The following is a 25,468-nucleotide window of genomic DNA, read 5'->3' as shown; positions in this document are numbered from 1 at the left end:
AGGCGGCCGAGCGGTGAGGGCACGTGGACAGGCCGTCCCGGGAGTGGCCGGCCGGCCCGGATTATCGGGGGAGCCGGCCGCCCCGGAGAGCTCCGCCGGCGCGGGTTCGCGAACAGCGGCCGGACCGGGCGGGCCGACTCGCCGGCGGGCGGCGAGGATCCGCTGGGGCGGGCTGCTCGGCGCCGCCCTGCTGCTCGCCGCGGTCTGTGTGCTCAGCCTCGCCGTCGGCGCGCGCGGCATCCCCTTCGGCACCGTCTGGGACGTGCTCGTCCATGACCGGGCCGGCGAGGAGAGCTTCGTCGTCAGGGAACTGCGCCTCCCGAGGACCGTGCTCGGCCTGCTGGCCGGAGCCGCGCTGGGGCTCGCCGGCGCGCTGATGCAGGGGCTGACCCGGAATCCGCTCGCCGACCCCGGGCTTCTCGGCGTGAACAACGGGGCGTCGGCCGCCGTCGTCACCGCCATCTCCTTCCTCGGCATCGGCTCGCCCATCGGCTATGTCTGGTTCGCCTTCCTGGGCGCGGCGGCGGCGTACGGGATCGTCTATCTGCTCGGCTCGACCGGCCGGGCCGTCACCCCGGACCGGATGGTGCTCGCCGGAGCGGCCGTCAACGCCACACTGATCGCCTATGTCTCCGCCGTGGTGATCCACGACGTGAGCACCTTCGACGAATTCCGCTTCTGGGATGTCGGCTCGCTGGCCGGCCGTGATCTCGGGGTGGTGATCCAGGTGGGCCCGCTGATCCTGCTGGGAGTGGTGATCGCGCTCCTGCTGGCCCGTCCGCTGAACGCCCTGGCCCTCGGCGACGAGACGGGCAGGGCGCTCGGCGCGCGGACCGAGCGGACCCGGCTCCTCGGTGCCGTGGCCGTCGCCCTGCTCTGCGGGGGTGCCACCGCCGCGGCCGGCCCGATCGCCTTCGTCGGCCTGGCGATTCCCCACATCGTTCGCATGATCACCGGCCCGGACCAGCGCTGGGTGATGGCGTACTCGCTGCTCCTCGCCCCGGTTCTGCTGCTCGGCGCCGATGTGGCCGGCAGGCTGCTGGCCGCACCGGGGGAGCTGGAGACGGGCATCGTCACCGCGTTCCTCGGCGCGCCGGTCTTCATAGCGCTCACCCGCCGACGCCGGATCTCCGCGCTGTGAGCGCGGCCGAGGGGCGGCGGCCGCCCGCGCCCGTGACCGGGCGGGTGCTCCGCACACCCGCCGGTGGTGTCTCACTCCGCTTCCACGCGCGCTCGTTCGCCGTCGGGGCGGGGCTCGTCCTGGCTGTCGTCGCCGTGGGTGTCACGTCTCTGACCACCGGCACCTACACGGCCTCGGTCCCCGATGTGATCGCCACCCTTCTCGGCGGCGGCCCCCCGGGGCTCGACTTCATCGTCGGCCAACTCCGGCTGCCCCGGCTGCTGGTGGGCATCATGGTGGGCATGGCGCTGGGCATCAGTGGGGCGATGTTCCAGAGCGTCTCCCGCAATCCGCTGGGCAGTCCGGATGTCATCGGCTTCACCACCGGCTCGGCCACCGGCGCCCTGGTGGTGATCCTGCTGCTCGGCGGCGGCACCGAGCAGGTGGCCGCCGGTGCGGTGGTCGGCGGCATGGCGACCGCCGCACTGGTCTACGCGCTGGCCTTCCGGCGGGGTGTGCAGGGATTCCGGCTCATTCTCACCGGCATCGGGATCGCCGCGATGCTCCTCTCCTTCAACTCCTATCTGCTGACCCGCGCCGCTCTCGCGGACGCGCATGCCGCGGAGCTCTGGCTGGCCGGCAGCCTCAACGGCCGCCGCTGGGAGCATGCGCTGCCGCTGTCGCTCGCCCTGCTGGTGCTGGTGCCCGTCGCGCTCACGCTCGGCCGCCGGATGTCCCTGCTGGAGATGGGGGACGAGACCGCCCGGGCGCGCGGGGTTCCCGCCGAACCGACCCGGCTCGCCCTGCTGGTGACCAGCGTCGCCCTGGCCGCGGTCGCCACCGCGGCGGCCGGCCCGATCGCCTTCGTGGCACTCGCGGCACCGCAGCTGGCCCGCCGGCTGACCGCGTCCCCCGGCTCCGGTCTGATACCCGCCGCCCTGATGGGCGCGCTGTTGCTCGTCGCGAGTGATTTCGCCGTCCAGCGGGCACTCGCGCCGACGCAGCTCCCGGTGGGCATCGGCACCGCCGCGCTCGGTGGGCTCTATCTGGCATGGCTGCTGGGCCGGGAATGGCGGAAACGGTGACAGCGGTGGTACGCGGAACAGCGTCGGCGGGCGGGCGCGAGCGGTGGCCCGGCCGGTGCCGGCGCCGCCGGCGCTTCGGGCAGCACTCGGGAGACGGGCAGGGAACGGCATGAGCGAATCCGCGCGGGACGTCCGGCTGTACGGTGAGGGGCTGACCCTGGCCTACGACGAGCGGGTGGTGGCCAGTGCGCTGGACGTCAGCATCCCGGACGGTTCCTTCACCGTCATCGTCGGCCCCAACGCCTGCGGCAAGTCCACTCTGCTGAAGGCGCTCTCCCGGATGATCAGGCCCCGGGCCGGTACGGTCCGGCTGGACGCGGCGCCGATCTCCTCGTACTCGGCGAAGGAAGTGGCCCGTCTCCTCGGGCTGCTCCCGCAGACCTCCACCGCGCCCGGCGGAATCACCGTGGGTGATCTGGTCGCCCGGGGCCGGTATCCGCATCAGCGGCTGCTGCGCCAGTGGTCGGCCGCGGACGAGGACGCGGTGGTCGCCGCGATGGAGATGACCAGTGTCCGCGCTCTGGCCGACCGGTTCGTGGAGGAGCTGTCCGGCGGGCAGCGCCAGCGGGTCTGGCTCGCCATGGTGCTCGCCCAGCAGACCGGGATCCTGCTGCTCGACGAGCCGACCACCTATCTCGACCTCGCGCACCAGGTCGAAGTGCTGGATCTGTGCTGGGATCTGCACCGCGGTCGGGGGCACACCCTGGTTCTGGTGCTGCACGACCTCAACCAGGCATGCCGGTACGCCACCCATCTCATCGTGATGAAGGACGGCCGGATCGCCGCCCAGGGCGATCCCGCGCGCATCGTCACGGCCGAGCTGGTGGAGGAGGTCTTCGGGCTCCCCTGCCGGATCATTCCCGACCCGGAGGTCGGGACCCCGCTGGTGGTGCCGGCCGCCAGACCGGACGACCCGCGGCGCCTCGGCGCCGTGGGGCCGGTGAAGACCGCTCCCGCCGGCACACACCGGGGCTGAGCTCCGCGCGCCGGCCCGGCGCGGTGCTCATCCGGGCCGCGTCCCGTCACCGCCGGGGGACCGGTCCCGGCACACGGCCCCGGCCACCGCGCGCTTCGCGCCGCCCGGTTCGCCGGGTTCCCCGTTTCCCTCTCACCGCGCGGCGGGAATACCGGACCGTCATATGCCGGAGGCTTCCCGCCGGGACGGGGAGATCCGCCCCGGCGGTTTCCCCAGCTCGGTGGGGGCGGGAGGGGCCGGGGGCATTCTCAGAACCGATAAAACGTCAAATGCCTTGCCGCAAAGGGCATTTCGGATAAGGCGTAGTGGTGTACACGGCAACAGTTAGGTTAGACTTACCTAACTTTCCGGCGTGCTGGACAGTGGCACGGGCAATACAGGCCGACGACGTGAGGATCAACTCGTCCATGACGACGAACCCCTTTGACGACGACAGCGGGACCTTCCACGCCCTGGTCAACGACGAGGGCCAGTACTCCCTCTGGCCCGCCTTCCTGGATGTCCCGCGGGGATGGTCGGTGGCACATGGGCCCGACACCCGCGTTTCCTGCGTGGAGCACATCGAGCGGGAATGGACCGACATGCGGCCGAAGAGCCTGGTCGCGCAGATGACGGCCGACGCGGAGAGCCGTACGCGCCTCTGACGTCCGCCGCACCGCTGTACCGGTACCGAAGCACTCTCCTCACCAGCAGGTGCACACCTGCCTTCGAGCCGTCCAGGACCTGACTCCGACACGGCGCACTTCGTGCTGCCAGAAGAGGACTTTCCCATGCGGACCATGGAGCATCACCGGCGTGCCGTGAGCGTGCGGTGACCACTCTCTCCGATCGTTTCGACCACCGGACGGGCACCGCCGGCGCGGCCGGTGACCCCATCGCGGTCGCCGCCGCGCTGGCCGCACGTTCCGCGGCGCCCTGCGTGCTGTACGAGCGCGCCGGACAGTGGTCCTTCGGGACCGGGGCCGCCTTCGAACTCCTGCTGTACGCGGACCGGATCGAGCTGCGGTCCGGTTCCGGATCCGGCGGCCGGACCGTGCCGACCGGCCCGGAACCCCTCCAGCAGATCGCCGGATTACTCGCCGAGTGCCCGTTACCCGGCTGGCGGGCCTACGGCTGGGCCGGGTTCGAGCTGTCGTATCTGCTGCACGAACTGCCGCATCCGATCGGCCCCGACCCCTTGCTCCATCTCATCGTTCCCGAGCGCGAGGTGCGCCGGCGGAACGATGAAACCTTTCTGCACGCCCGGGACCCCCGGGACCTCCCGGCGCTGGAAGCCCTCCTCGCCGAGGCGGTCGCGGCGGTCGAGGCCGCCGGCGCGGCCGGCACCGGGCCGGTCGCCGGTGAATCGCTGGAACTCCACGAGGGCGAGCCGGGCGAGCAGTACCGGAAATCCGTCGCCGCCGCCGTCGAGGACATCAGGGCGCGCCGCCTTCAGAAGGTCATTCTCTCCCGTGTCGTCCCGGTACCCGGTGAGATCGACCTGCCCGCCACCTATCTCCTGGGCCGCCGGGGCAACACCCCGGCCCGCTCCTTCCTGCTGGACCTCGGAGTGCACCGCGCGGCCGGATTCAGCCCCGAGACCGTGGTGGAGGTGGACCCGCACGGCAGGGTCTCCACCCAGCCCCTCGCCGGGACCAGAGCACGCTCCGGCACACCCGAGAGCGATCTGGCCCGGCGCGAGGAGTTGCTCCGCGATCCCAAGGAGATCTTCGAGCACGCCGTCTCGGTGAAGGCCGCCTGCGAGGAAATGCGCGCGATCTGCGACCGCGGCTCGGTCACCGTGGACGAATTCATGGACGTCCGTGAGCGCGGCAGCGTGCAGCACCTCGCCTCCCGCGTCGGCGGCCGGCTCGCCCCCGGCAGAAACGCCTGGCATGCCCTGGCCGCGCTCTTCCCCGCGGTGACCGCCTCCGGCCTGCCCAAGGCCGCCGCCTGTGAGGCCATCCGCCGGTACGAGACCGCTCCCCGGGGCCTGTACAGCGGAGCCGTGCTCACCGCCGACTCCGACGGTTCCCTCGACGCGGCACTGGTGCTGCGGACCGTCTTCCAGCGTGACGGCCTGACCTGGCTGCGCGCCGGAGCGGGCATCGTCGAGCACTCCACACCGGAGCGGGAGTTCGAGGAGACCTGCGAGAAGCTGCGGAGCACCAGCGGATTCCTCGTCCCCGCCGCGCCGCGCACCACGTCCTGAGCCCGGGGCGGGCCCGCCGGGCCCACCGCTCCGGCGGGCACACCCACGCACCGCGGCCCCGTCCGGCACCCCTGGTCCGCGAGGCCCCGGACGCCCCGCGGACATCCGTCCGGACGCTCTTCACCGCGCCCGCCGCCACCGGCTCGCGGTGCCCGGCACACCGCCGCTCATCGCGTTCGGCAGGACCGGCGAACGCGATCCGATCACCCGGCTCACCGACGGCGCCGACCGGCCGGCGGCCCGCCGCCCGCACCGGCCCCCGCCCCGGGGCCGCCGCGAACAGCGGGCCCGTCCCGGCCACTCGCCCCGTCCCGATATCCGCAATGAAAGGCGAAGCCCCGTGACAACCGACGCCGCCCGGACCGAACGAGAAGCTCTGGAGCGCAGGCGTGAACTGCTGCGCCGGGCCAAGGCCCGCGCCCGGCTCACCGCGGATCCCGCCCCGCCGGCCGCCCCCGCGCCCGCGGTCACCCGCGGGGATCTGCCTCTCTCGCCCGGCCAGCGGCGCATGTGGTCGATCCAGCAGCTCCACCCCGAGAGCGTCGCCTACAACGTGCTGATCGCCCTCGACCTCCGGGGACCCCTCGACGGCGGCCTTCTCGGACAGGCCCTCGCCCGCCTCGCCCGGCGCCACGACATCCTCCGCACCACCTACCACGCAGGCCCCGACGACACCCCGGTCCAGCGCGTCGACACCGAGCTCACCGTCCCCTTCGACCTGGTCGATCTGCGGCATCTCCCCGCCGCCGAGGCCGCCGAGCGCACCGGGGAACTCGCCCGTGCCGCGGCCGGCCACGTCTTCGACCTCGGCGCCGGATCACCGGTACTGGTACGGCTCATCCACACCGGCGAGGAGAGCGCGACCCTGGTCCTGGTCGCCCACCACATCGCCTGGGACGACGCCACCTCCGGGGTCTTCTTCGGCGAGCTGATGGAGGAGTACCGCGGTCTCCTCGCCGGAACCGCGCCCGACCGGGGCCCCGCCCTTCAGTTCGCCGAGGCCGCCCGCCCCGAGCGTCCCCCCACCGCCCGGCCCGAGGGACTGGCGTACTGGCGCGAGCGCCTCGCCGACCCGCCGGCGCCCGTCGCGCTGCCCGGGCTGAGCGGCGGCAGCGGCGGCGCCGGACGCCCCGGTGACGACCAGGCACACCGGCTGCGGCCCGGCACCGGCCGCCGGATCCGGGAGTTCGCCCGCCACCGGGGCGCCTCCCCCTTCATGGTGCTGCTCGCCGCCGTCAACGCCCTTCTCCACCGCACCACCGGCGCCCGCGACCTCGTCATCGGCGCACCCGTCGTCAACCGGGACTTCCCGCGCTCCGAGCAGGTCGTCGGCTACCTCGGCAACACCCTCGCCCTGCGGTCCGCCGTGGACCCCGCCGACACCTTCACCGAACTGGTCGCCAAGGCCCGCGCCGGCTGCGTCGAGGCGTACGAGCACCAGGACATCGAGCTCGACCGGGTCGCCCGCGAGGCCGACCCGCACCGCCGCCACGGCGAGCAGGGCCTGTTCAATGTGGTGCTCTCGCTCCGCAGCACCGTACTCGCGCCCTTCGCCGCCGCCGGGCTCACCGCGACCCGCCGCCACCTCTACAACGGCAGCGCCCGCTTCGATCTGACCCTGGCCGCCGAATTCACCGGCGACGAGGTCGGTGTCGAGGCCAACCACTGGGCCGACGAGGGCGCCGCCGCCATGGCCCGGCAGCTCCTGCGCCAACTGGACACCCTCCTCAACGCGGCACTGGACCGGCCCGACGCGCCCCTGGCCGCCCTCGACCCGCTCACCGGACCGGAACGGTCACGGATCATCGCCGCCGGGTCCGGCGAGAGCTCCCCGGAGATCACCGGCTCCCTGCTGCCCGGGCTCTTCGAGGCGCGGGCCGGCCGCACCCCGGACGCCACCGCCCTGCTCTCCCCGGCCGGCGCCCTGAGCTACGCCGAGCTGAACGCCCGCGCCAACCGCCTCGCCCGCCATCTGGCCGAACGCGGCATCGGCCCGGAGAACCTGGTCGCCCTCTCCGTACCGCGCTCCCCTGACACCGTCGTCGCCGCGCTGGCCGTGCTCAAGGCCGGTGCCGCCTATGTCCCGGTGGACCCGGCCTATCCGGCGGACCGGATCCGCCTGATGCTCACCGACGCCGCTCCCGCCCTCCTCCTCACCACCGCGGCGGCCGACCCCGGCCTGCCGCGCACCGACAGGGTGCCCCGGCTGCTCCTGGACGCCCCGGAGACCGCCGCCGTCCTCGGCGCGTACGGCGCGGACGACCTCGCCGGCCACGACCGGACCGTACCCCTGCGCCCGGACCATCCGGCCTATGTCATCTACACCTCGGGCTCCACCGGTACCCCCAAGGGCGTGGTCGTCTCCCACCGGGCGCTCGCCGCCCATCTGGAGTGGGCCGGACGGATCTTCACCGGCCTGGCCGGGCACACCCTGATGCACTCCTCCGTCTCCTTCGACTTCTCGGTGACCCCGATGTACGGCCCGCTCCTCCAGGGAGGTGTGCTCGAACTCTGCGAGGACACCCTGGACGCGCTGGCCTCGGCCGCCGGCCGGGCCACCTTCCTCAAGATCACTCCCAGCCATCTGCCGCTGCTCCCCGCAGTCCGGTTCTCCGAGACGGGGCAGCGGACCCTGGTGATCGCGGGCGAGGCCCTGCGCGGCGAGGCACTGGAGGACTGGCGGCCCCCGGCGGCGGGCTCGATCGAGGTCATCAACGAGTACGGCCCGACCGAGACCACCGTCGGCTGTCTCCTCCACCCGCTCGGCACCGCCGAGAACACCCCGCCCGGCCCCGTCCCGGTCGGCCGCCCGGTGCCCCACACCCAGTGCCATGTCCTCGACTCCGGGCTGAGCCCCGTCCCCGACGGAGTCACCGGCGAGCTGTACGTCGGCGGAGTCCAGCTCGCCCGCGGCTATCTCGGGCGGCCCGGTCTCACCGCGGCCCGTTTCGTGGCCAGTCCCTTCACCCCCGGTGAGCGTCTTTACCGCACCGGCGACCTGGCCCGCCGCCTGCCGGACGGCACCCTGGAGTTCATCGGCCGCGCGGACGACCAGGTGAAGATCCGCGGCTTCCGGATCGAACCCGGCGAGATCGAGGCCGCGGTCGCCGCCTTCCCCGGTGTGACCGCCGCCGCCGTCACCGCCCACGACGACGGCCCCGGAGGCACCTACCTCGCCGCCTGGGCCGTCCCGTCCGCCCCCGGCGCCGTCGACGAGGACGCGCTCCGCGACCATCTGACGGACCGCCTTCCGGAGCACGCGGTACCCGCCGCGATCACGCTGCTCGACGCGCTGCCGCTCTCCCCGTCCGGCAAGACGGACCGCAGGGCACTGCCCGCACCGGGCTTCACCGCCGCCGCACCGGCCCGCGAACCGCGCACCGGAACCGAGCGGATCCTGTGCGAGCTCTTCGCCGGACTGCTCGGCGTCGACGAGGTCGGCGTGGACGACTCCTTCTTCGAGCTCGGCGGCGACAGCATCGTCATCATCTCGCTGGTCTCCCGGGCCCGTGCCGCCGGACTGGCGATAGCCCCCGGCGATGTCTTCGCCCACCGCACCCCCGCCGCGCTGGCCGCCGCCGTCACCGCCTCCGCCGAGCCGGAGCCGGCCCCGGAGGAGCGGCGGCCGGACGACACCGGAACGGCCGCCCCCACCCCCCTCATGCGGGCCTTCGACGCCCGCCCCGGAGGTCTGCTGCCCCGCCATCACATGTCCGCGCTCCTCGATCTCCCCGGCGACGTCGACCTGCCCGGCCTGACCGCCGTCCTCCAGGCCCTCATCGACCACCACGGGGCGCTGCGCTCCGTACTGAGCACCGGCCCGCTCCTCACCGTGCGCCCGCCGGGCACCGTGTCCGCCGGATCCCTGCTGCACCGCGCCGACCTCACGGGACTCACCGGAAGCGAGCGCGACGCCCGCACGGCGAAGGAACACGCCGACGCGCTGGCCGGGCTCGACCCCGCCGCCGGGACCATGCTCCGGGCCGTCTGGTACGACAACGGCCCCGCCGGCGGCCGGCTCGCGCTGCTCATCCACCACCTCGCCGTGGACGGTGTCTCCTGGCGGATCATCACCGAGGATCTGGCCACCGCCTGGCGGGCGGTCCGCGCCGGCGAGCCGCCCCGGCTGCCCGAGGTCCGCACCTCCCTGGGCGCGTGGACCGGCGGCCTCGCCGAAGCGGCCGGGACCCCGGCGCGCATCGGGGAACTCGGCCTCTGGCGGACCGTCCTGGACGGACCCGACCCGGTGCTCGGCACCCGCCGCCCCGACCCCGCCGCCGACCGCTGGTCCACGGTGGAGACCGTGACCGTCACGGTGCCCGCCGACACCACCACCGCACTCCTGACCACCGTCCCCGCCGCCTACTACGCGGGCACCGAGGACATCCTGCTCACCGCACTCGCCCTGGCCGTCACCGCCTGGCGGCGCGAACGGGGCGTCGCGGAACCCACCACCCTGGTCACCCTGGAGGGACACGGCCGCGAGGAGAACGCGGTGCCGGGTGCCGACCCGAGCCGTACCGTCGGCTGGTTCAGCAGCCAGTACCCGGTCCGGCTCGACCTCACGGGACTCGACCTGGACCAGGCCCTCGCGGGCGGCACCGACGCCGGGACCGCCGTCAAACGCATCAAGGAACATCTGCGCTCGCTGCCGGACCGGGGCATCGGATACGGCCTGCTCCGCCACCTCAACCCGGCCGCCGCCGCCGAACTCGCCGCCCGCCCCGAACCCCAGATCGGCTTCAACTACCTGGGCCGCTTCCGCACCGGCACCGGTGCGGGGCGCCCCGAGTGGACCATCGGACCCGGCGGGCTCACCGCCGCCTCCGACCCCGAGATGCCCGCGCCCTCGGCCGTGGTCGTCAACGCCCTCACCGAGGAAGGACCCGAAGGACCCCTGCTCACCGCTCACTGGACCCACGCCACCGGCATCCTCACCACCGAGGAGACCACCGCACTCGCCGGTCACTGGCAGCGTGCCCTGACCGCGCTCACCACGCACGCGGACCGTCCGGACGCGGGCGGCCACACCCCTTCCGATCTCTCCCTGGTCTCCATCGACCAGAGCAGGCTCGACGCTCTCGAATCGAGGTGGCGCACCGCATGAACGCCCGATCCCCGATCGAGGACGTCCTCCCGCTGACCCCGCTCCAGGAGGGTCTGCTCTTCCACTCCGTCTACGACGAGACCTCGCTCGACGTCTATGTCGCCCAGCTCCTGATCGATCTGACCGGCCCGCTCGACCCCGCCCGGCTGCGCCGTGCCGCCGAGGCCCTGGTGAGCCGCCACACCTGTCTGCGCGCCGGATTCATCCGCGACGGCGACTCGCCCCTCCAGGTGGTCCTCCGCGAGGTCACCGTCCCCTGGCGGCAGACCGATCTCTCCCATCTCACCGGGGAGGACCGGACCGCCGAGCTCGACCGGCTGGTCGAAGCCGACCGGATCCACCGCTTCGACCTGGAGCAGCCACCGCTCATCCGCTTCCTCGTCGTCACCACCGGCCCCGGCCGGCACCGGCTCGTGATGACCAATCACCACATCGTCCTCGACGGCTGGTCCACCCCCCTCCTGATGCGCGACCTCTTCGCGCTGTACGCGGCCGACGGAGACCCGGCCGCCGCTCTCCCCCCGGCCCGGCCGCACCGCGACTTCCTCGCCCACCTCGCCGGCCGGGACCGGGACGCGGCACTGGCCGCCTGGCGCACGGCGCTCGACGGTGTGAGCGAACCCACCCTTCTCGCGCCCGGCCGCCCCGACCGGCCCCAACTGCCCGCCGAGGTCTCGGCGAAGCTGCCGGCCGGCCTCACCGCCCGGCTGACCGCGCTCGCCCGGGGCCGGGGAGTCACCCTCAACACCGTGGTCCAGACGGCCTGGGGCATCCTGCTCAGCAGGCTCACCGGACGCCGCGACGTGATCTTCGGCGGCACCGTCTCCGGCCGCTCCCCCCTGTTGCCGGGTGTCGAGACCATCGTCGGGCTGCTGATCAACACCCTGCCGGTACGGATCCGGCTCGATCCGGCCGAAACCGTCACCGACCTGCTCACCCGTGTCCAGGCCGAACAGGCCGCCCTCGTCGACCACCAGCAGCTCGGCCTCTCCGACATCCAGCGCATCACCGGCACCGGCGAACTCTTCGACACCCTGACCGTCTTCGAATCCTTCCCCTTCGACGCCGGGGCCATCACCGAGGCACAGCGGGGCGCCGGTCTCACCGCCGAGTCCACGACCCGGCCCATCGCCACCCACTATCCGCTCACCCTCATGGTGATGCCGGGGCCGGACGGCCAGGAGCTCACCCTCAAGTACCGTCCGGACACCTTCGACGAGCCGGCCGCCCGGACCCTGCTCGACCGGTTCCGCCGCATCCTCGACGCCTTCGCCGACGACCCCGGCGCCCGCTGCGCCCGGGTCGGCGTACTGAGCGCCGCGGAACGCCGTGAACTGCTCACCGCCCCCACCGCACCGGAACCCTCCGACGCCACCCTTCCCGCCCTCTTCGGGGAACAGGCCGCCCGCACCCCCGACCGCGTCGCCGTCGTCCACGGCACCGAGCTGCTGACCTACCGCGAACTGAACACCCGCGCCAACCGGCTGGCACACCGGCTGATCGAACTCGGCGCGGGCCCCGAGCAGCTCATCGCCCTCGCCCTGCCCCGTTCGGCCGAACTGGTGGTGGCCGTCCTCGCCGTCCTCAAGACCGGCGCCGGATATCTCCCCGTCGACCCCGACTACCCCGCCGACCGGATCCGGCTGCTGCTCGACGACGCCGCGCCCACCGCCCTGCTGACCGTCTCCGGCGCCGCACCCGGCCACCGGGCCGGAGGCACCCCCCTGCTCCTGGACGACCCCGGGGTGCTCGCCGACCTCGCCGGCCGTCCGGAGACCGACCCCCGCACCGCGCTCCACCCCGACCACCCCGCCTACGCCATCTACACCTCCGGCTCCACCGGCACCCCCAAGGGCGTCCTGATCCCGCACCGCAATGTCGTCCGGCTCCTCGCCGCCGCGGCGCCCGTGATCCAGCCCGGACCCGACGACATCTGGAGCCTCTTCCACTCCTACTCCTTCGACGTCTCCGTCTGGGAACTCTGGGGCGCGCTCCTGCACGGCGGCCGGCTGGTGATCGTGCCCTCCGAGACCACCCGCTCCCCGGAGGACTTCCTCGCGCTCCTGGACGAGCAGCGGGTGACCGTGCTCAGCCAGACCCCGTCCGCCTTCCACCAGCTCGCCCGCGCCGTTCACGAGCGCGGTGCGCCCCCCGCCCATCTGCGGACCGTCGTCTTCGGCGGCGAGACGCTGCAACCGCCCCGCCTCGCCGAGTGGTACGCCGACCACGCCCACCGCCCGGCCGGCTCCCCGGAGCTGGTCAACATGTACGGGATCACCGAGACCACGGTGCACTGCACCCACCAGACCATGACCCGGGAGATGACCGGCTCGCCGGCGAGTGTCATCGGGGAGCCACTGCCCGGGCTGACCGCCCATCTGCTCTCCCCGGAACTGGACCTCGTCCCGCCCGGTGTCATCGGCGAGCTCTACATCGGCGGTGCCCAGCTCGCCCGCGGCTATCTCGGGCGGCCCGGTCTCACCGCGGCCCGTTTCGTGGCCAGTCCCTTCACCCCCGGTGAGCGCCTCTACCGCAGCGGCGACCTGGCCCGCCGCCTGCCGGACGGCACCCTGGAGTTCGCCGGCCGCGCGGACGACCAGGTGAAGATCCGCGGCTTCCGGATCGAACCCGGCGAGGTGGAGGCCGCCGTGGCCGCGCATCCCGGAGTCTCCCGCTGTGTGGTCCTCGCCCGCGACGACGGCCCCGGCGGTACGCGGCTGATGGCCTGGGCCGCCACCGGGGGCACCGGCCCCGCGCCCGCCCCCGCCGAACTGCGCGCCCACACCGCGGCCCTGCTGCCCCCGCACATGGTGCCCGCCGTCTTCACCGTCCTCGACACCCTTCCGCTGACCCCGCACGGCAAGGTCGACCACCGGGCACTGCCCGCACCCGACGCCGGCGCCGGCCCGCCGTCCCGCCCGCCCGCCGAGGGCGCCGAGACCACGCTCTGCGCACTCTTCGCCCAGGTGCTCCACCTGGACCTGGCCGGACCCGACGCCTCGTTCTTCGAACTCGGCGGCGACAGCATCCTCGCCATCACCCTGGTCTCCCGGGCCCGCGCCGCCGGACTGCCGCTCACCCCCCGCGACGTCTTCACCCACCGCACCCCGGCGGCCCTGGCCCGTACGGCCGCCGCCGCCCCGGCCGCGGCCCCCGCCGCCGCGGACGACGGCACCGGAGAGGTCGGCCCGACCCCCATCACCGCATGGCTCGGCTCGATCGGGGGACCGGTCGACGGACTCTCGCAGTCCGCCGTCGTCACCGTCCCGGCCGGGACCACCGGAGAACAGCTCACCACCGCCCTCCAGACCCTCATCGACCACCACGACGCGCTCCGGCTGCGCACCGGGCGGACCGGGGACGGCGGCTGGACCCTGTATGTCCGGCCGCCCGGTTCGGTGCCCGCCGGGCCCCGGCTCCGCCGGACGGAGTGCGCCGGCGGGGATCCCGCCCGGCTCGCCGGATCCCGGGCCGGAGCCGCCCGCGCACGCCTCGCCCCCGGCACCGGCGCCGTGCTCGAAGCCGAATGGCTGGACGCCGGAGCGGACCGCCCCGGCGCGCTGCTGCTGGTCCTCCACCATCTGGCCGTGGACGGTGTCTCCTGGCGCGTTCTGCTGCCCGACCTCGAAACCGCGCTCGCCGCCGCGGGCGACGGCATCCCCGCCGAACTCCCCGCCCGCACCACCTCCCTGCGCCGCTGGGCCGAACTCCTCGGGGAGGAGGCCCGCCACCCCCGCCGCACCGCCGAACTCCCGCTGTGGACCCGGATTCTCGCCGACCCGGGCCCACTGCTCGGCGGGCGGCGCCCCGACCCCCTCCGCGACACGGCGGGCACCGCCGGACGCCTGGAGCACCGGCTCCCGGCCCGGCACACCGGACCGCTCCTCGGCCGGGTCCCGGCCCGCTACCACGCCGGAGTACAGGACATCCTGCTCGCCGCGCTGACGATCGCGGTCGGACAGTGGTCCGAGGGCGGGCTGCCCGTGGTCGTCGACGTGGAGGGCCACGGCCGGCACGAACACCTCTTCCCGGGCACCGACCTCTCGCGCACCGTCGGATGGTTCACCACCGTGCACCCGGTCCGGCTGACCACCGGCCCGCTCACCCCCGACACCGTCCGCGACGACCCCGCGTCGCTCGGCCGCGCCGTCAAGGAGGTCAAGGAACAGCTCCGCGCCGTCCCCGACGCCGGCCTCGGCCACGGCCTGCTGCGCCGGCTCAATCCGGACACCGCCCCGGCCCTCTCAGCCCTTCCCGAACCGCTGATCGGCTTCAACTACCTGGGCCGTTTCACCGCGCCGGGGGACGGCGCCGGGGAGACGGACCCGGCCGCCGGAGCCGGCGGCCCGATCGGCGGCGGCGCCGACCCCGGCATGCCGCTCACCCACGCCATCGAGGTCAACGCCGCCACCTGGGACACCCCGGCCGGACCCCGGCTCACCGCCCGCTGGACCTGGGCCCCGTCACTGCTCACCGAGGAGCGGGCACAGGCCCTCGCCGACGCCTGGTTCACCGTCCTGGAGGCGCTCGCGGCGGGCGCCGAACTGCCGGGCGCGGGCGGCCACACCCCCTCCGACATGCCCCTGATGGAGCTCACCCAGGACGACATCGACGCCCTGGAAGCCGAATTCGACACCCCCGGCGCCGGGCCGGCCGGCGCACCGCGGGCCGCGTTCGAGGACACCGACACCGACAGGATGCCGTCATGACCCAGCAGTCCCGCATCGAGGACGTCCTCCCGCTCACCCCGCTCCAGGAGGGGATGCTCTTCCACACGCTGCTCGACGACGGACAGGGCCCGGACGTCTACACCGTCCGGCTGGGTGTCGACCTCGGCGGCCCCGTCGACGCCGCCGCGCTGCGCCGTGCCGGACAGGCCCTGCTCGACCGGCATCCCGGCCTCAGGTCCGCCTTCCGCACCAACTCCCGCGGCCGCTCGATGGCCGTGGTGCTCCGGCGGGTCGGACTTCCCTGGACCGAGCACGATCTGTCCGGACGCGACGCCCCGGAACAGCTCGCCGCCCTGGCCCGGCTCGCGGACGGCGAACGCGCCCGGCGGTTCGACGTCCGCACACCGCCCCTGCTGCGGATGGCACTGATCCGGCTGGCCCCCGACCGCCACCGGCTCACCCTCACCTTCCATCACGTCCTGCTCGACGGCTGGTCCTCGCCCCTGGTCCTGCGCGAACTGCTGGCGCTGTACGAGGGGTACGCCGCCGGGGTCCCCGCGACACTGCCCGCCGTCACCCCCCACCGCGATCATCTGGCCTGGCTCGGCTCCCGCGACCGGGCCGCCACCAGCGCCGTCTGGGACGAGGCCCTGGCCGGTCTCGACGGCCCCACCCTGCTCGCCGGGCCCGCGCCGGCGCGCACCCCCGTACTCCCGGACCGGCTCGACCTCACCACCCCGCCGGCCCTCGCCGCCGGTCTGCACACCCTGGCGCGCGGCCGGGGACTGACCGTCAACACCCTGGTCCAGGCCGCCTGGGGGCTGCTGCTCGCCCGCCGCACCGGCCGCTCCGACGTGGTCTTCGGCACCGTGGTCTCCGGCCGGCCTCCCGAGATCGCCGGGGTCGAGTCGATGATCGGGCTCTTCATCAACACCGTGCCGGTACGCGTCCGGCTGGACCCCGCCGAGCCCGTCGGCGCCCTGCTGGACCGGCTCCAGGACGAGCAGTCGCGGCTGCTGGGCCACCAGTACCCGGGCCTGGCCGACATTCAGCGCTCGGTCCCGGCCGCCGACGGCGGCGAACTCTTCGACACCCTCGCCATCGTGGAGAACCATCCGCCCGCCACCACCGGCGAGACGGTGGCGGGACTGCGGGTCACCGGTCTCCACGGCGAGGACGCCACCCACTACCCGCTCACCCTCACCGCGGTCCCCGACCGCACCACCCCGGGCGGCCTCCGGCTCACCCTGGACCACCGCCCGGACACCTTCGACAGCGCCGAGGTCGCACTCCTCGGGGAACAGCTCCTGCGGATCCTCGGACGGCTGGCCGGCGACCCCGCACTGCCCACCGCCCGCTGCGATGCGCTGAGCCCCGGCGAGATCGGCCGGGCCCTGGAGAGCTGGCGCGGCGAGAGCGCGCCGCTGCCCGCCCTGACCCTGCCGGAGCTGTTCCGGGCACAGGTGGCCGCGACCTCGGACGCCGAGGCCCTGGTCCACGAGGGCGGCAGCCTCGGCTACGCCGAGCTCAACACCCGCGCCAACCGCCTCGCCCGGATCCTCATCGCGCGCGGCATCGGCCCCGAGAGCACCGTCGCCCTCGCGCTGCCCCGCTCACCCGAGCTGGTCACCGCGATCCTCGCCGTGCACAAGGCCGGTGCCGCCCATCTGCCCATCGACCCGGAGTACCCGGCCGACCGCATCGCCCTGATGCTCGGGGACGCCCGCCCCGCCCTGCTCCTGACCGCCGACGGCACCCCCGGGGCGCCGCCTCACGACACCCCCCGGCTGGCCATCGGCCCCGGCACCGGCAGCGACCTGCCCGGCCACGACATCGACCCGTCCGAGCGGACGGCACCCCTCCACCCCCTCCATCCCGCGTACACCATCTACACCTCGGGATCCACCGGCCGCCCCAAGGGCGTCACCGTTCCGCACGCCGGTATCGTCAACCGGCTCCGCTGGACCCAGCACGCCCACCCCCTGGGCCCCGGCGACCGGGTGCTCCAGAAGACCTCCGCCGGATTCGACGTCTCCGTCTGGGAGTTCCTGTGGCCGCTGGCCACCGGGGCCACGCTGGTCCTCGTCCGCCCCGGCGGTCACAAGGACCCCGCCCATCTCGCCGAGCTGATCCGCGACGAGCGCATCACCACCGTCCACTTCGTCCCCTCCATGCTGGATGTCTTTCTCCAGGAGCCGGGCGCCGCCGAGTGCCGCTCGCTGCGCAGGCTGCTGTGCAGCGGCGAGGCGCTGCGCCGCGAGACCGCCGACCGCTGCCGGCGGGTGCTCGGCCTGAGCCCGCACAATCTCTACGGCCCCACCGAGGCGTCGATCGACGTCACCGCCCACCCGCACGACCCCGGGGCCCCGCCCGCGCCGACCGTGCCCATCGGCCGGCCCGTGCACAACACGCGGGTGTACGTCCTCGACCACGCGCTGCGCCCGGTCCCGCCCGGCGTCGGCGGTGAGCTGTACCTCGCCGGCCCCCAGCTCGCCCGCGGCTATCTCGGCCGCCCCGGCGCCACCGCGACCCGCTTCTGCGCCGACCCCTTCGGCGGCCCGGGCGAGCGCATGTACCGCACCGGTGACCTGGTGCGCTCCGACCCGGACGGGGTGCTGGAGTTCATCGGCCGCACCGACGACCAGGTGAAGATCCGCGGCTTCCGGGTCGAACCGGGCGAGGCCGAGGCCGCGCTCACCGGTGCCCCGGGCACCTCCCGGGTCCGTGTGGTCGCCCGTGAGGACCGCCCCGGCGACCCGCGCCTGGTCGCCTACGCCGTACCCGCAGCCGGCGCCCCGGCCGGGCGGCTCGACCTCGAAGCTCTCCGCGCCCACGCCGCCCGCACCCTGCCCGAACACCTGGTGCCCGCCGACTTCGTGGAGATCCCCGCCCTGCCGCTCACCGCCAGCGGGAAGCTGGACCGCCGCGCCCTGCCCGCCCCCGGCCGGGAGCCGGCGGTCGGCGGCCGGGCCCCGCGCACCCCGCGCGAGCGCCTGCTCTGCGCGCTCTTCGCCGATGTCCTCGAACTGCCCGCCGCCGCCGGCCCCGACGACCACTTCTTCCGCCTCGGCGGCCACTCCCTGCTCGCCGCCCGGCTGGTCAGCAGAATCCGCGCCGAGCTGGACACCGAGGTGCCGCTGCGCGCCGTCTTCGACGCGCCCACCCCGGCCCGGCTCGCCCTGCTGCTGGACGGCGGGCCCGCGGCCGCACCGCCCCTCACCGCCGCCGTACGGCCCCCGGTGATCCCGCTCTCCTCCGCCCAGCGGCGGCTCTGGTTCCTGGACCGGCTCGACACGGAGGGCACCACCTACAACATCCCCTGGGCCTGGCGGCTGACCGGCCGGATCGACCCGGCCGCCCTGCGGGACGCGCTCGGCGATCTGACCGGACGCCACGAGGCCCTGCGCACCGTGCTGCCCGACGACGGCGGCGTACCGCGCCAGCATGTCCTGGCCCCGCACGAGGCCCGCCCCGTGCTCCACACCGAGGACATCACCCCGGATCTGCTGCCCGGCCGCCTCGCCGCGGCGGCAGGCCACCGCTTCGCCCTGGACCGGGAGATTCCGCTCCGCGTCCATCTGCTGACCACCGGACCCGGCGAACATCTGCTGGTCCTGCTGGTGCACCACATCGCCGCCGACGGCTGGTCACGCGGGCCGCTGCTGCGCGACCTGGACACCGCCTACGCCGCCCGGCTGGCCGGCCGGGCACCCGACTGGGCGCCGCTGCCCGTCCAGTACGCCGATCACACCCTGTGGCAGCGCGAACTGCTCGGCCCCGAGGACGACCCGGACAGCCTCGGCCGTACCCAGGAGGCGTACTGGACCGCCGCCCTCGCGGGACTCCCCGAGGAGCTCGCCCTCCCCGCCGACCGGCCCCGGCCCGCCGTCGCGAGCCACCGGGCGGACACGGTGTCCTTCGCCGTGCCGCCGGCCCTCCACCGGGACCTGCGCGATCTCGCCCAGCGCTGTGACACCAGTGTGTTCATGGTCTTCCAGGCCGCGCTCGCCGCCCTGCTGACCCGCCTCGGCGCCGGAACCGACATCCCGCTCGGCACCCCGGTCGCCGGCCGCACCGACGAGGCCCTCACCGATCTCGTCGGCTCCTTCACCAACACTCTCGTCCTGCGCACCGACACCTCCGGCGACCCCGCCTTCCGGGAACTCCTCGCCCGGGTCCGGGAGGGCGGCCTCGCCGCCTACGCCCACCAGGAACTTCCCTTCGAACGACTGGTCGATCTGCTCAACCCGGCCCGCTCGCTCGCCCGGCACCCGCTCTTCCAGGTCATGCTCGCCCACCAGGTCGCCCCGCCCGCCCGGCCCACCCTGCTCGGGGTGCCCGCCGCCCGGCACGACACCGGGCTGCGCACCGCCAAGTTCGACCTCGCCGTCGATCTCACCGAACACCCGGACAGCGACGGGGTCACCGGCCGGATCGACTTCCGGCTCGATCTCTTCGACGCCTCCTCCGTCCGCTCGCTGGCCGAGCGGCTGGTGCGGGTCCTCGAAGCGGTCACCGCCGACCCGGACCGGCCGCTCAGCCGGATCGATGTGCTCTCCGACCGCGAACGCGCCCTCGTCCTCGGCGAGTGGAGCGGCGCCGGCTCCGTCCAGACCCCCGTCACCCTCGTCGGCGCCTTCGAGGAACAGGCCGCGCTCCGGCCGGACGCGATCGCCGCGGTCCTGGAGCGGGACGAGGTCACCTACCGGGAGCTGGACGAGCGCGCCAACCGGCTGGCCCGGCTGCTGCTGGCGCACGGCGGGGGCCGCGAGAGCCTGATCGCGCTCGCCCTGCCCCGCTCCGTCGACACCGTGGTGGCGCAGCTCGCCGTGGTCAAGGCGGGCAGCGCCTATGTGCCGCTGGACATCGACCACCCGGCCGAGCGGATCGCGCTGATGCTCCGCGACGCCGCCCCGGCGGCCGTCCTCACCGTCACCGGACTCGCGGGGCGGATCGCCGGTGCCTGCCCGGCCGCCGAGGTGATCTGCCTGGACGACCCGGCCGTCGGGGACCGTACCGCCGGGCTCCCGGCCGCCGCGGTCACCGACGCCGAACGCGGCGGAGCCGTACGGCCCGAGAGCGCCGCGTACCTCGTCTACACCTCCGGTTCGACCGGCCGCCCCAAGGGCGTGCTGGTCACGCACGCGGGAGTCGCCGGACTGATCGCGACCCAGCGGGAGCGCTTCGGCGTGGGCCCCGGCACCCGGGTGCTCCAATTCGCCTCACCCGCTTTCGACGTGGCGTTCTGGGAGCTCTGCCTGGCCCTGTGCACCGGCGGCCGGCTGATCATCGTGCCGGCCGAACGGCGGGTCGCCGGACCCGAGCTGACCGAGTACGCCATGGAGCACGGCGCCGACTTCCTGGTCCTGCCCCCCGCGCTGCTGGAGGCGCTGCCGCCCGAGTGCACGCTCCCGGAGGACTCGGTGCTGCTGGCCGGCACCGAGCGGGTCTCCCCCCAGCTCGTCACCCGCTGGGGGAAGGGCCGCCGGCTCTTCAACGCCTACGGACCCACCGAGGCCACCGTCAACTCCACCCTCGGCGCGTGCGATCCGGCCGAGTACACCGGCACAGCCCCCGGTTCGGTCCCCATCGGCGTGCCGGATCCCGGCACCCGCGCCCATGTACTCGACGCCGCCCTGCGCCCGGTGCCGCCGGCGGTTCCCGGCGAGCTCTATCTGGGCGGCGCGGGGCTGGCCCGCGGCTACCTCGGGCGGGCCGCCCTGACGGCGGAGCGCTTCGTCGCCGACCCCTTCGGCCCCGCCGGGGCCCGGCTCTACCGCACCGGTGACGTCGTGCGCCGGCGGCACGACGGGCGGATCGACTTCATCGGCCGCACCGACGACCAGGTGAAGATCCGCGGCTTCCGGATCGAACTCGGCGAGGTCGAGGCCGCGCTGACCGCCCTGGACGGTGTGGTGTCGGCGGCCGTGACGGTCCGCGAGGATCTGCCCGGCGGGCGCCGGCTGGTCGGGTACGCGGTCGGCGGCGAGGGCCGGGTCCTCGATCCGGACGCCCTGCGGAGCGCGCTGGCGGCCGTGCTGCCCGGTCCGATGGTGCCGTACGCCGTCGTGGTGCTCGACGCGCTGCCGGTGACGGGCAGCGGAAAACTCGACCGCGCGGCGCTCCCGGCGCCCGCCCGGCGGAGCCCGTCCGAGGGAGAGCGGCCGTCCGGCCCGGTCCAGAAGGCTCTGGCCGATCTGGTGGCCGATCTGCTGGGGCTGCCCGCCGTCGGTGTGGACGAGGACTTCTTCGCGCTCGGCGGCCATTCGCTGCTGGTACCGCGGCTGCTGGCCCGGGTCCGGGAGGAACTGGGCGCGGAGGTGGCGACCAGGGCCTTCTTCGACGGCCCCACAGTGGCGGAGCTGGCCCGAGCGGTGGAGGCGGCCACGGCCGCCGTCGCGGTCCCTGCCGGATCCGCTCGGGACGGCGCTCCGGCGCCCGGCTCGCCGCGCTCCGAAGCGGCGGGTGCCGCGGCGGCCGACCCGCAGGCCGCGCAGCTGCGCGCCGACGCACGGCTCGATCCGGCTCCGCTTCTCCCACCCGGCCCCGCCGTCCCCGCCGGCCGCCCGGCCGAGATCCTGCTCACCGGTGCCACCGGATTCGTCGGCGCCTTTCTGCTGGACACCCTGCTGGCCCGTACCGGGGCCAGGGTGCACTGCCTGATCCGGGCCGCCGACCCGGAGCGCGCGGCCGTACGCCTGCGGGAGACCCTGGACCGCTTCGGCCTGCCCGCCCCGCCGCCCGGCCGGGTCGTCGTCGTCCCCGGCGATCTGTCCCGGCCCGGTCTGGGACTGGCGCCCGCCGACCACCGGGAACTCGCCGAACGGATCGACACCGTCTTCCACAACGCGGCCTCGATCAGCCTGCTCCGCGGCTATCCGGCACTGCGCGCGGGCAACACCCTGGGTACCGCCGAGATCGTGCGGTTCGCGATGACCGCCCGGCTCAAGCGGCTGCACCACACCTCCACGCTCTCGGTGATCCCCCGGCTGGAGTCGGGGCATGCGCGCTGGCCGGCCGAGGAGGAACTGCCCGAGATCGACGGCCCGGGGAACGGCTATGTGATGAGCAAGCGGGCCGCCGAGGCGCTGGTGGCCCGGGCCGGCCGGCTGGGGGTGCCCACCACCGTCCACCGGCTGGCCCGGGTGACCGGGCACAGCCGCACCGGGGCGTGGACGGCGGACGACTTCCTGGCACGGCTGCTGGTCGGCTCGCTGCGGGTGGGCCTGCTGCCCGCCCACGGTCCGGCGGAGTTCTGGACGCCGGTGGACCAGGTGGCCGAGGGGATGGTTGAGCTGGCGCTGCGGCCGGATGCCCCGGACGGGGGCGGGATCTTCCACCACGCGGACACCCCGGCGATCTCCATGGCCGAACTGGGGGAGTGGATGGCCGCCTGCGGCCGCCCGGTGGGCCTGGCCGAACCGGCCGAGTGGGCGGAGGCCCTGGCGGCGGACCCGGGGAGCCCGGTGACTCCGTTCCTGCCCCAGCTGCGCGGCCAGGGCCCGAGGCCGCCGGTGCCCTGGGTGCCGGAGCCGTTCCGGACCGAGCGGCTCCGTGCCGGTCTGGCCGGCTCCGGACTGACCAGGCCCGCCCCGGGACCCGGACTCGTGGAGCTCTATCTCCGCTTCTTCGAGTCCCACGGGCTGCTGCCCCCGAAATGACCCGTCAGCGCGCGCGGTTGTGCCGCCCCCGGAGAAGGGGACGGCACAACCGGGCGGTCACGGCCGCGGGGCGGCTACTTCAGCGCCTGCGCGAGCAGCGGCTCCAGCCCCTTCACCGCATGCGGGATGCTCAGCACCGACGCACTGGACAGCGCCAGGCCGACCGAGGGGTCGGCGGGGAAGACCAGACGGTTCTCCTTCGCCGCCTTCATGGCCGCGATCTGCGGATACTGCTTCAGCGTCGCGGCCAGCGGCAGCTGCTGCTGGCTCAGCAGGATCACCACGTCGGCGTCCGCCTCACCGGCCTTCTCGGCGGAGAGCTCGGCGAAGTACTTCTCCTGGCCCAGGCCGGTCACATACTCGGTCGGCTCGAGGCCGAGCGCGGTGACGAGCTGCATCCGGGTGTCCCCGGTCGTGTAGATGCCGATCTTGCCCGCGAAGGCGAGCAGGATGGAGACCGTCTTCCCGGCGAAGGCGGGGTTCCGCTCCGCCGTGGCCTTCAGCAGCGCTTCGGTCTCCGCGATCAGCTCCTCACCCCGTTTCGCCCGCCCGACGGCGGTCGAGATCACCCGGGTGGAGTCCCGCCAGGGCACCGTGTTGGGAGCGGCGCCCTTGGGCAGGCCCACGGTGCGGGCGATGTCGGTCAGCGTCCTGTACTCGGTCTCGTCGCCGCCGGACTGCACATTCACGATCAGATCGGGGGCGAGGGAGGCCACCTGCTCGAAGTCGAACGGGGGCTTGAGGATGGCCGGAGTCTTTCCGCCGAGGGACTTCTCCGCCCAGCTCCCGACGCCCCGCTTCATCGTCGGGATGAACTGCCAGACGCCCACCGGCACTATGCCCAGCGCCAGCAGTACATCGTGGTCGGTGCGCCCGAGCGAGAGCACCCGCTTCGGCTGCCCGGGGATCTTCACCGAGCCGAACTTGTCCTCGACCGTGACCGGGAAGGTTCCCGCCCCGGCGGAACCGCCCGGCTCGGACGGCTTGGCGGGCTCGTCCTTGCCGCAGGCGGCGAGCAGCGCGGTCGAGCCGATCACCGCACCGAGCGAGAGCAGGCCCCGGCGGCTCAGCGGGCGTTCGCGGTCGGTCGGTCTGGTCATGGCATGGCCCTGTCTGTGAGTGTCGGTGGAGTGGCGGCGACCGGTCCGGACCCGTCCGTCCGAGGGCGTGGTGAGGCGCGTCGCCGCGCCGTCGCGGCCCGGACTCCGCCCGGTTCAGGTGATCGCGCAGACCGACCCTAGTCAGGTAAGGCTCACCTTGGCAAAGCGTACAGTTGAGCGCATGTGAAGCTGACGATGCGTCAATACGGCTGTGCCATAGGCGGGTTGATGGGGCATCCGGGCGAAATGACTCCCTGGCAGGGAGAGTTGACTTAGGTTAGGCTAACTTTGCTTGGGGGTTGGGTGGTGCCCGTGAGGCGTGTTCCGGAGATGCCCCGGCCCCCTTCCCGTGCATACGAGCCGAAGACGGCGCCGCCGCGCCGGCGCCCGACCGAGCGACAGGAGACGCAGATGGCTGGTTCGACGCTCGCCCTGACAATCGAGGGTGATGGGGGCCCGGTTTCCGAGGCCATCCGCCGCGACCGCGCCAACCTCCGGGAATTGCTGCACCAGCACGGCGCGCTGCTTCTCCGCGGTTTCGACGTCGGAGGGGTGGACGGCTTCGAGGCCGCGGTGCGCGAGCTCTCCGGTGCCCCGCTGACGTACACGGAACAGTCCTCGCCGCGCAGCGTGATCAAGGGCAAGGTCTACACCTCGACGTCGTATCCGGCCCATGCCGAGATACCCCTGCACAATGAGATGTCCTACCAGGCCACATGGCCGCTGGTGCTCTACTTCCACTGTGTGGAGCCGCCGCTGACCCAGGGCGCCACCCCGCTCTCCTCCACCCGTCTCGTCCACGAGCTGATAGACCCCTCGGTGCGCGAGGAATTCACCCGGCGCAAGTGGATGGTGGTCCGCAACTACCGGAACGACATCGGCCTGCGCTGGTGGCAGGCGTTCGGCACCAGGGACCGCGACGAGGTCGAGCGCCTCTGCGCCGCCGGCGGCCTGGAGACCGAGTGGATCGGCACGGACGGCCTGCGCACCCGGGCGGTGCGCGAACCCGTCCACCGGCATCCCGTCACGGGCGACACGGTCTGGTTCAACCATGTGGTGATCTTCCATGTCACCAGCCTGCCCGCCGCCACCCGCGGCGGGCTGCTGGAGATCTGCGGGGAGGACGGCCTGCCGAACAACACCTACTACGGTGACGGTGAGCCGATCCCGGACGAGGTCACCGACCATCTCCGCGACTGTTACCGCCGCGCGTCGACTCGTTTCGACTACCGGCGGGACGATCTGCTGGTGGTGGACAACATGCTGGTCTCCCACGGGCGGGAGCCGTTCACCGGACCGCGCAGGATCGCCGTGGCGATGGGGGAGGCGTCCGACGCCTGAGACACCGGTCCGGCCGGCGGGCGACGGCATCGCCCACCGGCCGCTTCCGGACATCGGCGGTACACACGGGTATCCGCCGGGGCCGGGTACAGCGGAGTGCCGTACTCCTCCGGACGGCTGCCACGGCTCCGCACCGTCCGGCAGGGACACTCCCGCGGCGACGAAGGCGACAGCCGGTCACCCGAGGCCGGGCCGCGTGCCGGTGCCCCGCGTGGCG

General features: G+C 74.2%; 10 protein-coding genes. 9 read left to right on the top strand and 1 reads right to left on the bottom strand.

The window, feature by feature from the left end; translation table 11 throughout:
• Positions 1-157 precede the first annotated feature (157 nt).
• The 8 genes from AAFN69_RS28410 (at position 158) to AAFN69_RS28375 (ending at position 22,810) form a co-directional block, all read left to right on the top strand.
• A complete protein-coding gene (locus AAFN69_RS28410) occupies positions 158-1,141 on the top strand; it encodes an iron chelate uptake ABC transporter family permease subunit (protein ID WP_347731791.1) in 984 nt (327 codons plus the stop codon).
• Positions 1,138-2,205: an iron chelate uptake ABC transporter family permease subunit gene (locus tag AAFN69_RS28405; protein WP_347731706.1), complete on the top strand. Its 1,068-nt coding sequence runs from the start codon at positions 1,138-1,140 to the stop codon at positions 2,203-2,205. The genes AAFN69_RS28410 and AAFN69_RS28405 overlap by 4 nt, the downstream gene beginning before the upstream one ends.
• A 109-nt stretch (positions 2,206-2,314) precedes the next feature.
• The gene (locus AAFN69_RS28400; protein WP_347731705.1) at positions 2,315-3,181 is read left to right on the top strand and encodes an ABC transporter ATP-binding protein; all 867 of its coding nucleotides are present in this window, start codon (positions 2,315-2,317) and stop codon (positions 3,179-3,181) included.
• 407 nt (positions 3,182-3,588) lie between these two features.
• The gene (locus AAFN69_RS28395) at positions 3,589-3,825 is read left to right on the top strand and encodes an MbtH family protein (protein ID WP_347731704.1); all 237 of its coding nucleotides are present in this window, start codon (positions 3,589-3,591) and stop codon (positions 3,823-3,825) included.
• A gap of 167 nt (positions 3,826-3,992) precedes the next feature.
• Positions 3,993-5,372: a salicylate synthase gene (locus tag AAFN69_RS28390; protein WP_347731703.1), complete on the top strand. Its 1,380-nt coding sequence runs from the start codon at positions 3,993-3,995 to the stop codon at positions 5,370-5,372.
• 340 nt (positions 5,373-5,712) lie between these two features.
• Positions 5,713-10,479 carry an amino acid adenylation domain-containing protein gene (locus AAFN69_RS28385; protein ID WP_347731702.1) on the top strand — a complete coding sequence of 1,589 codons (4,767 nt, stop codon included), beginning with the start codon at positions 5,713-5,715 and terminating at the stop codon, positions 10,477-10,479.
• Positions 10,476-15,188, top strand: a complete 4,713-nt coding sequence (locus tag AAFN69_RS28380) for an amino acid adenylation domain-containing protein (protein ID WP_347731701.1) — start codon at positions 10,476-10,478, stop codon at positions 15,186-15,188. Before AAFN69_RS28385 ends, AAFN69_RS28380 begins: the two co-directional genes overlap by 4 nt.
• The gene (locus AAFN69_RS28375; protein WP_347731700.1) at positions 15,185-22,810 is read left to right on the top strand and encodes an amino acid adenylation domain-containing protein; all 7,626 of its coding nucleotides are present in this window, start codon (positions 15,185-15,187) and stop codon (positions 22,808-22,810) included. The genes AAFN69_RS28380 and AAFN69_RS28375 overlap by 4 nt, the downstream gene beginning before the upstream one ends.
• Positions 22,811-22,884: 74 nt before the next feature.
• On the opposite strand, the gene AAFN69_RS28370 is transcribed toward AAFN69_RS28375, so the two are convergent.
• A complete protein-coding gene (locus AAFN69_RS28370) occupies positions 22,885-23,910 on the bottom strand; it encodes an ABC transporter substrate-binding protein (RefSeq protein WP_347731699.1) in 1,026 nt (341 codons plus the stop codon).
• Positions 23,911-24,321: 411 nt separating this feature from the next.
• On the opposite strand from AAFN69_RS28370, the gene AAFN69_RS28365 reads away from it, so the two are divergent.
• Positions 24,322-25,251 carry a TauD/TfdA family dioxygenase gene (locus AAFN69_RS28365; RefSeq protein WP_347731698.1) on the top strand — a complete coding sequence of 310 codons (930 nt, stop codon included), beginning with the start codon at positions 24,322-24,324 and terminating at the stop codon, positions 25,249-25,251.
• The last annotated feature ends 217 nt before the right edge of the window (positions 25,252-25,468 follow it).

It is taken from the genome of Streptomyces sp. CAU 1734 (assembly GCF_039888735.1).
Lineage (GTDB): Bacteria > Actinomycetota > Actinomycetes > Streptomycetales > Streptomycetaceae > Streptomyces.
The sequence above is the reverse complement of the archived record's forward strand: the minus strand, read 5'-3'. Positions and strand labels throughout refer to the sequence as shown.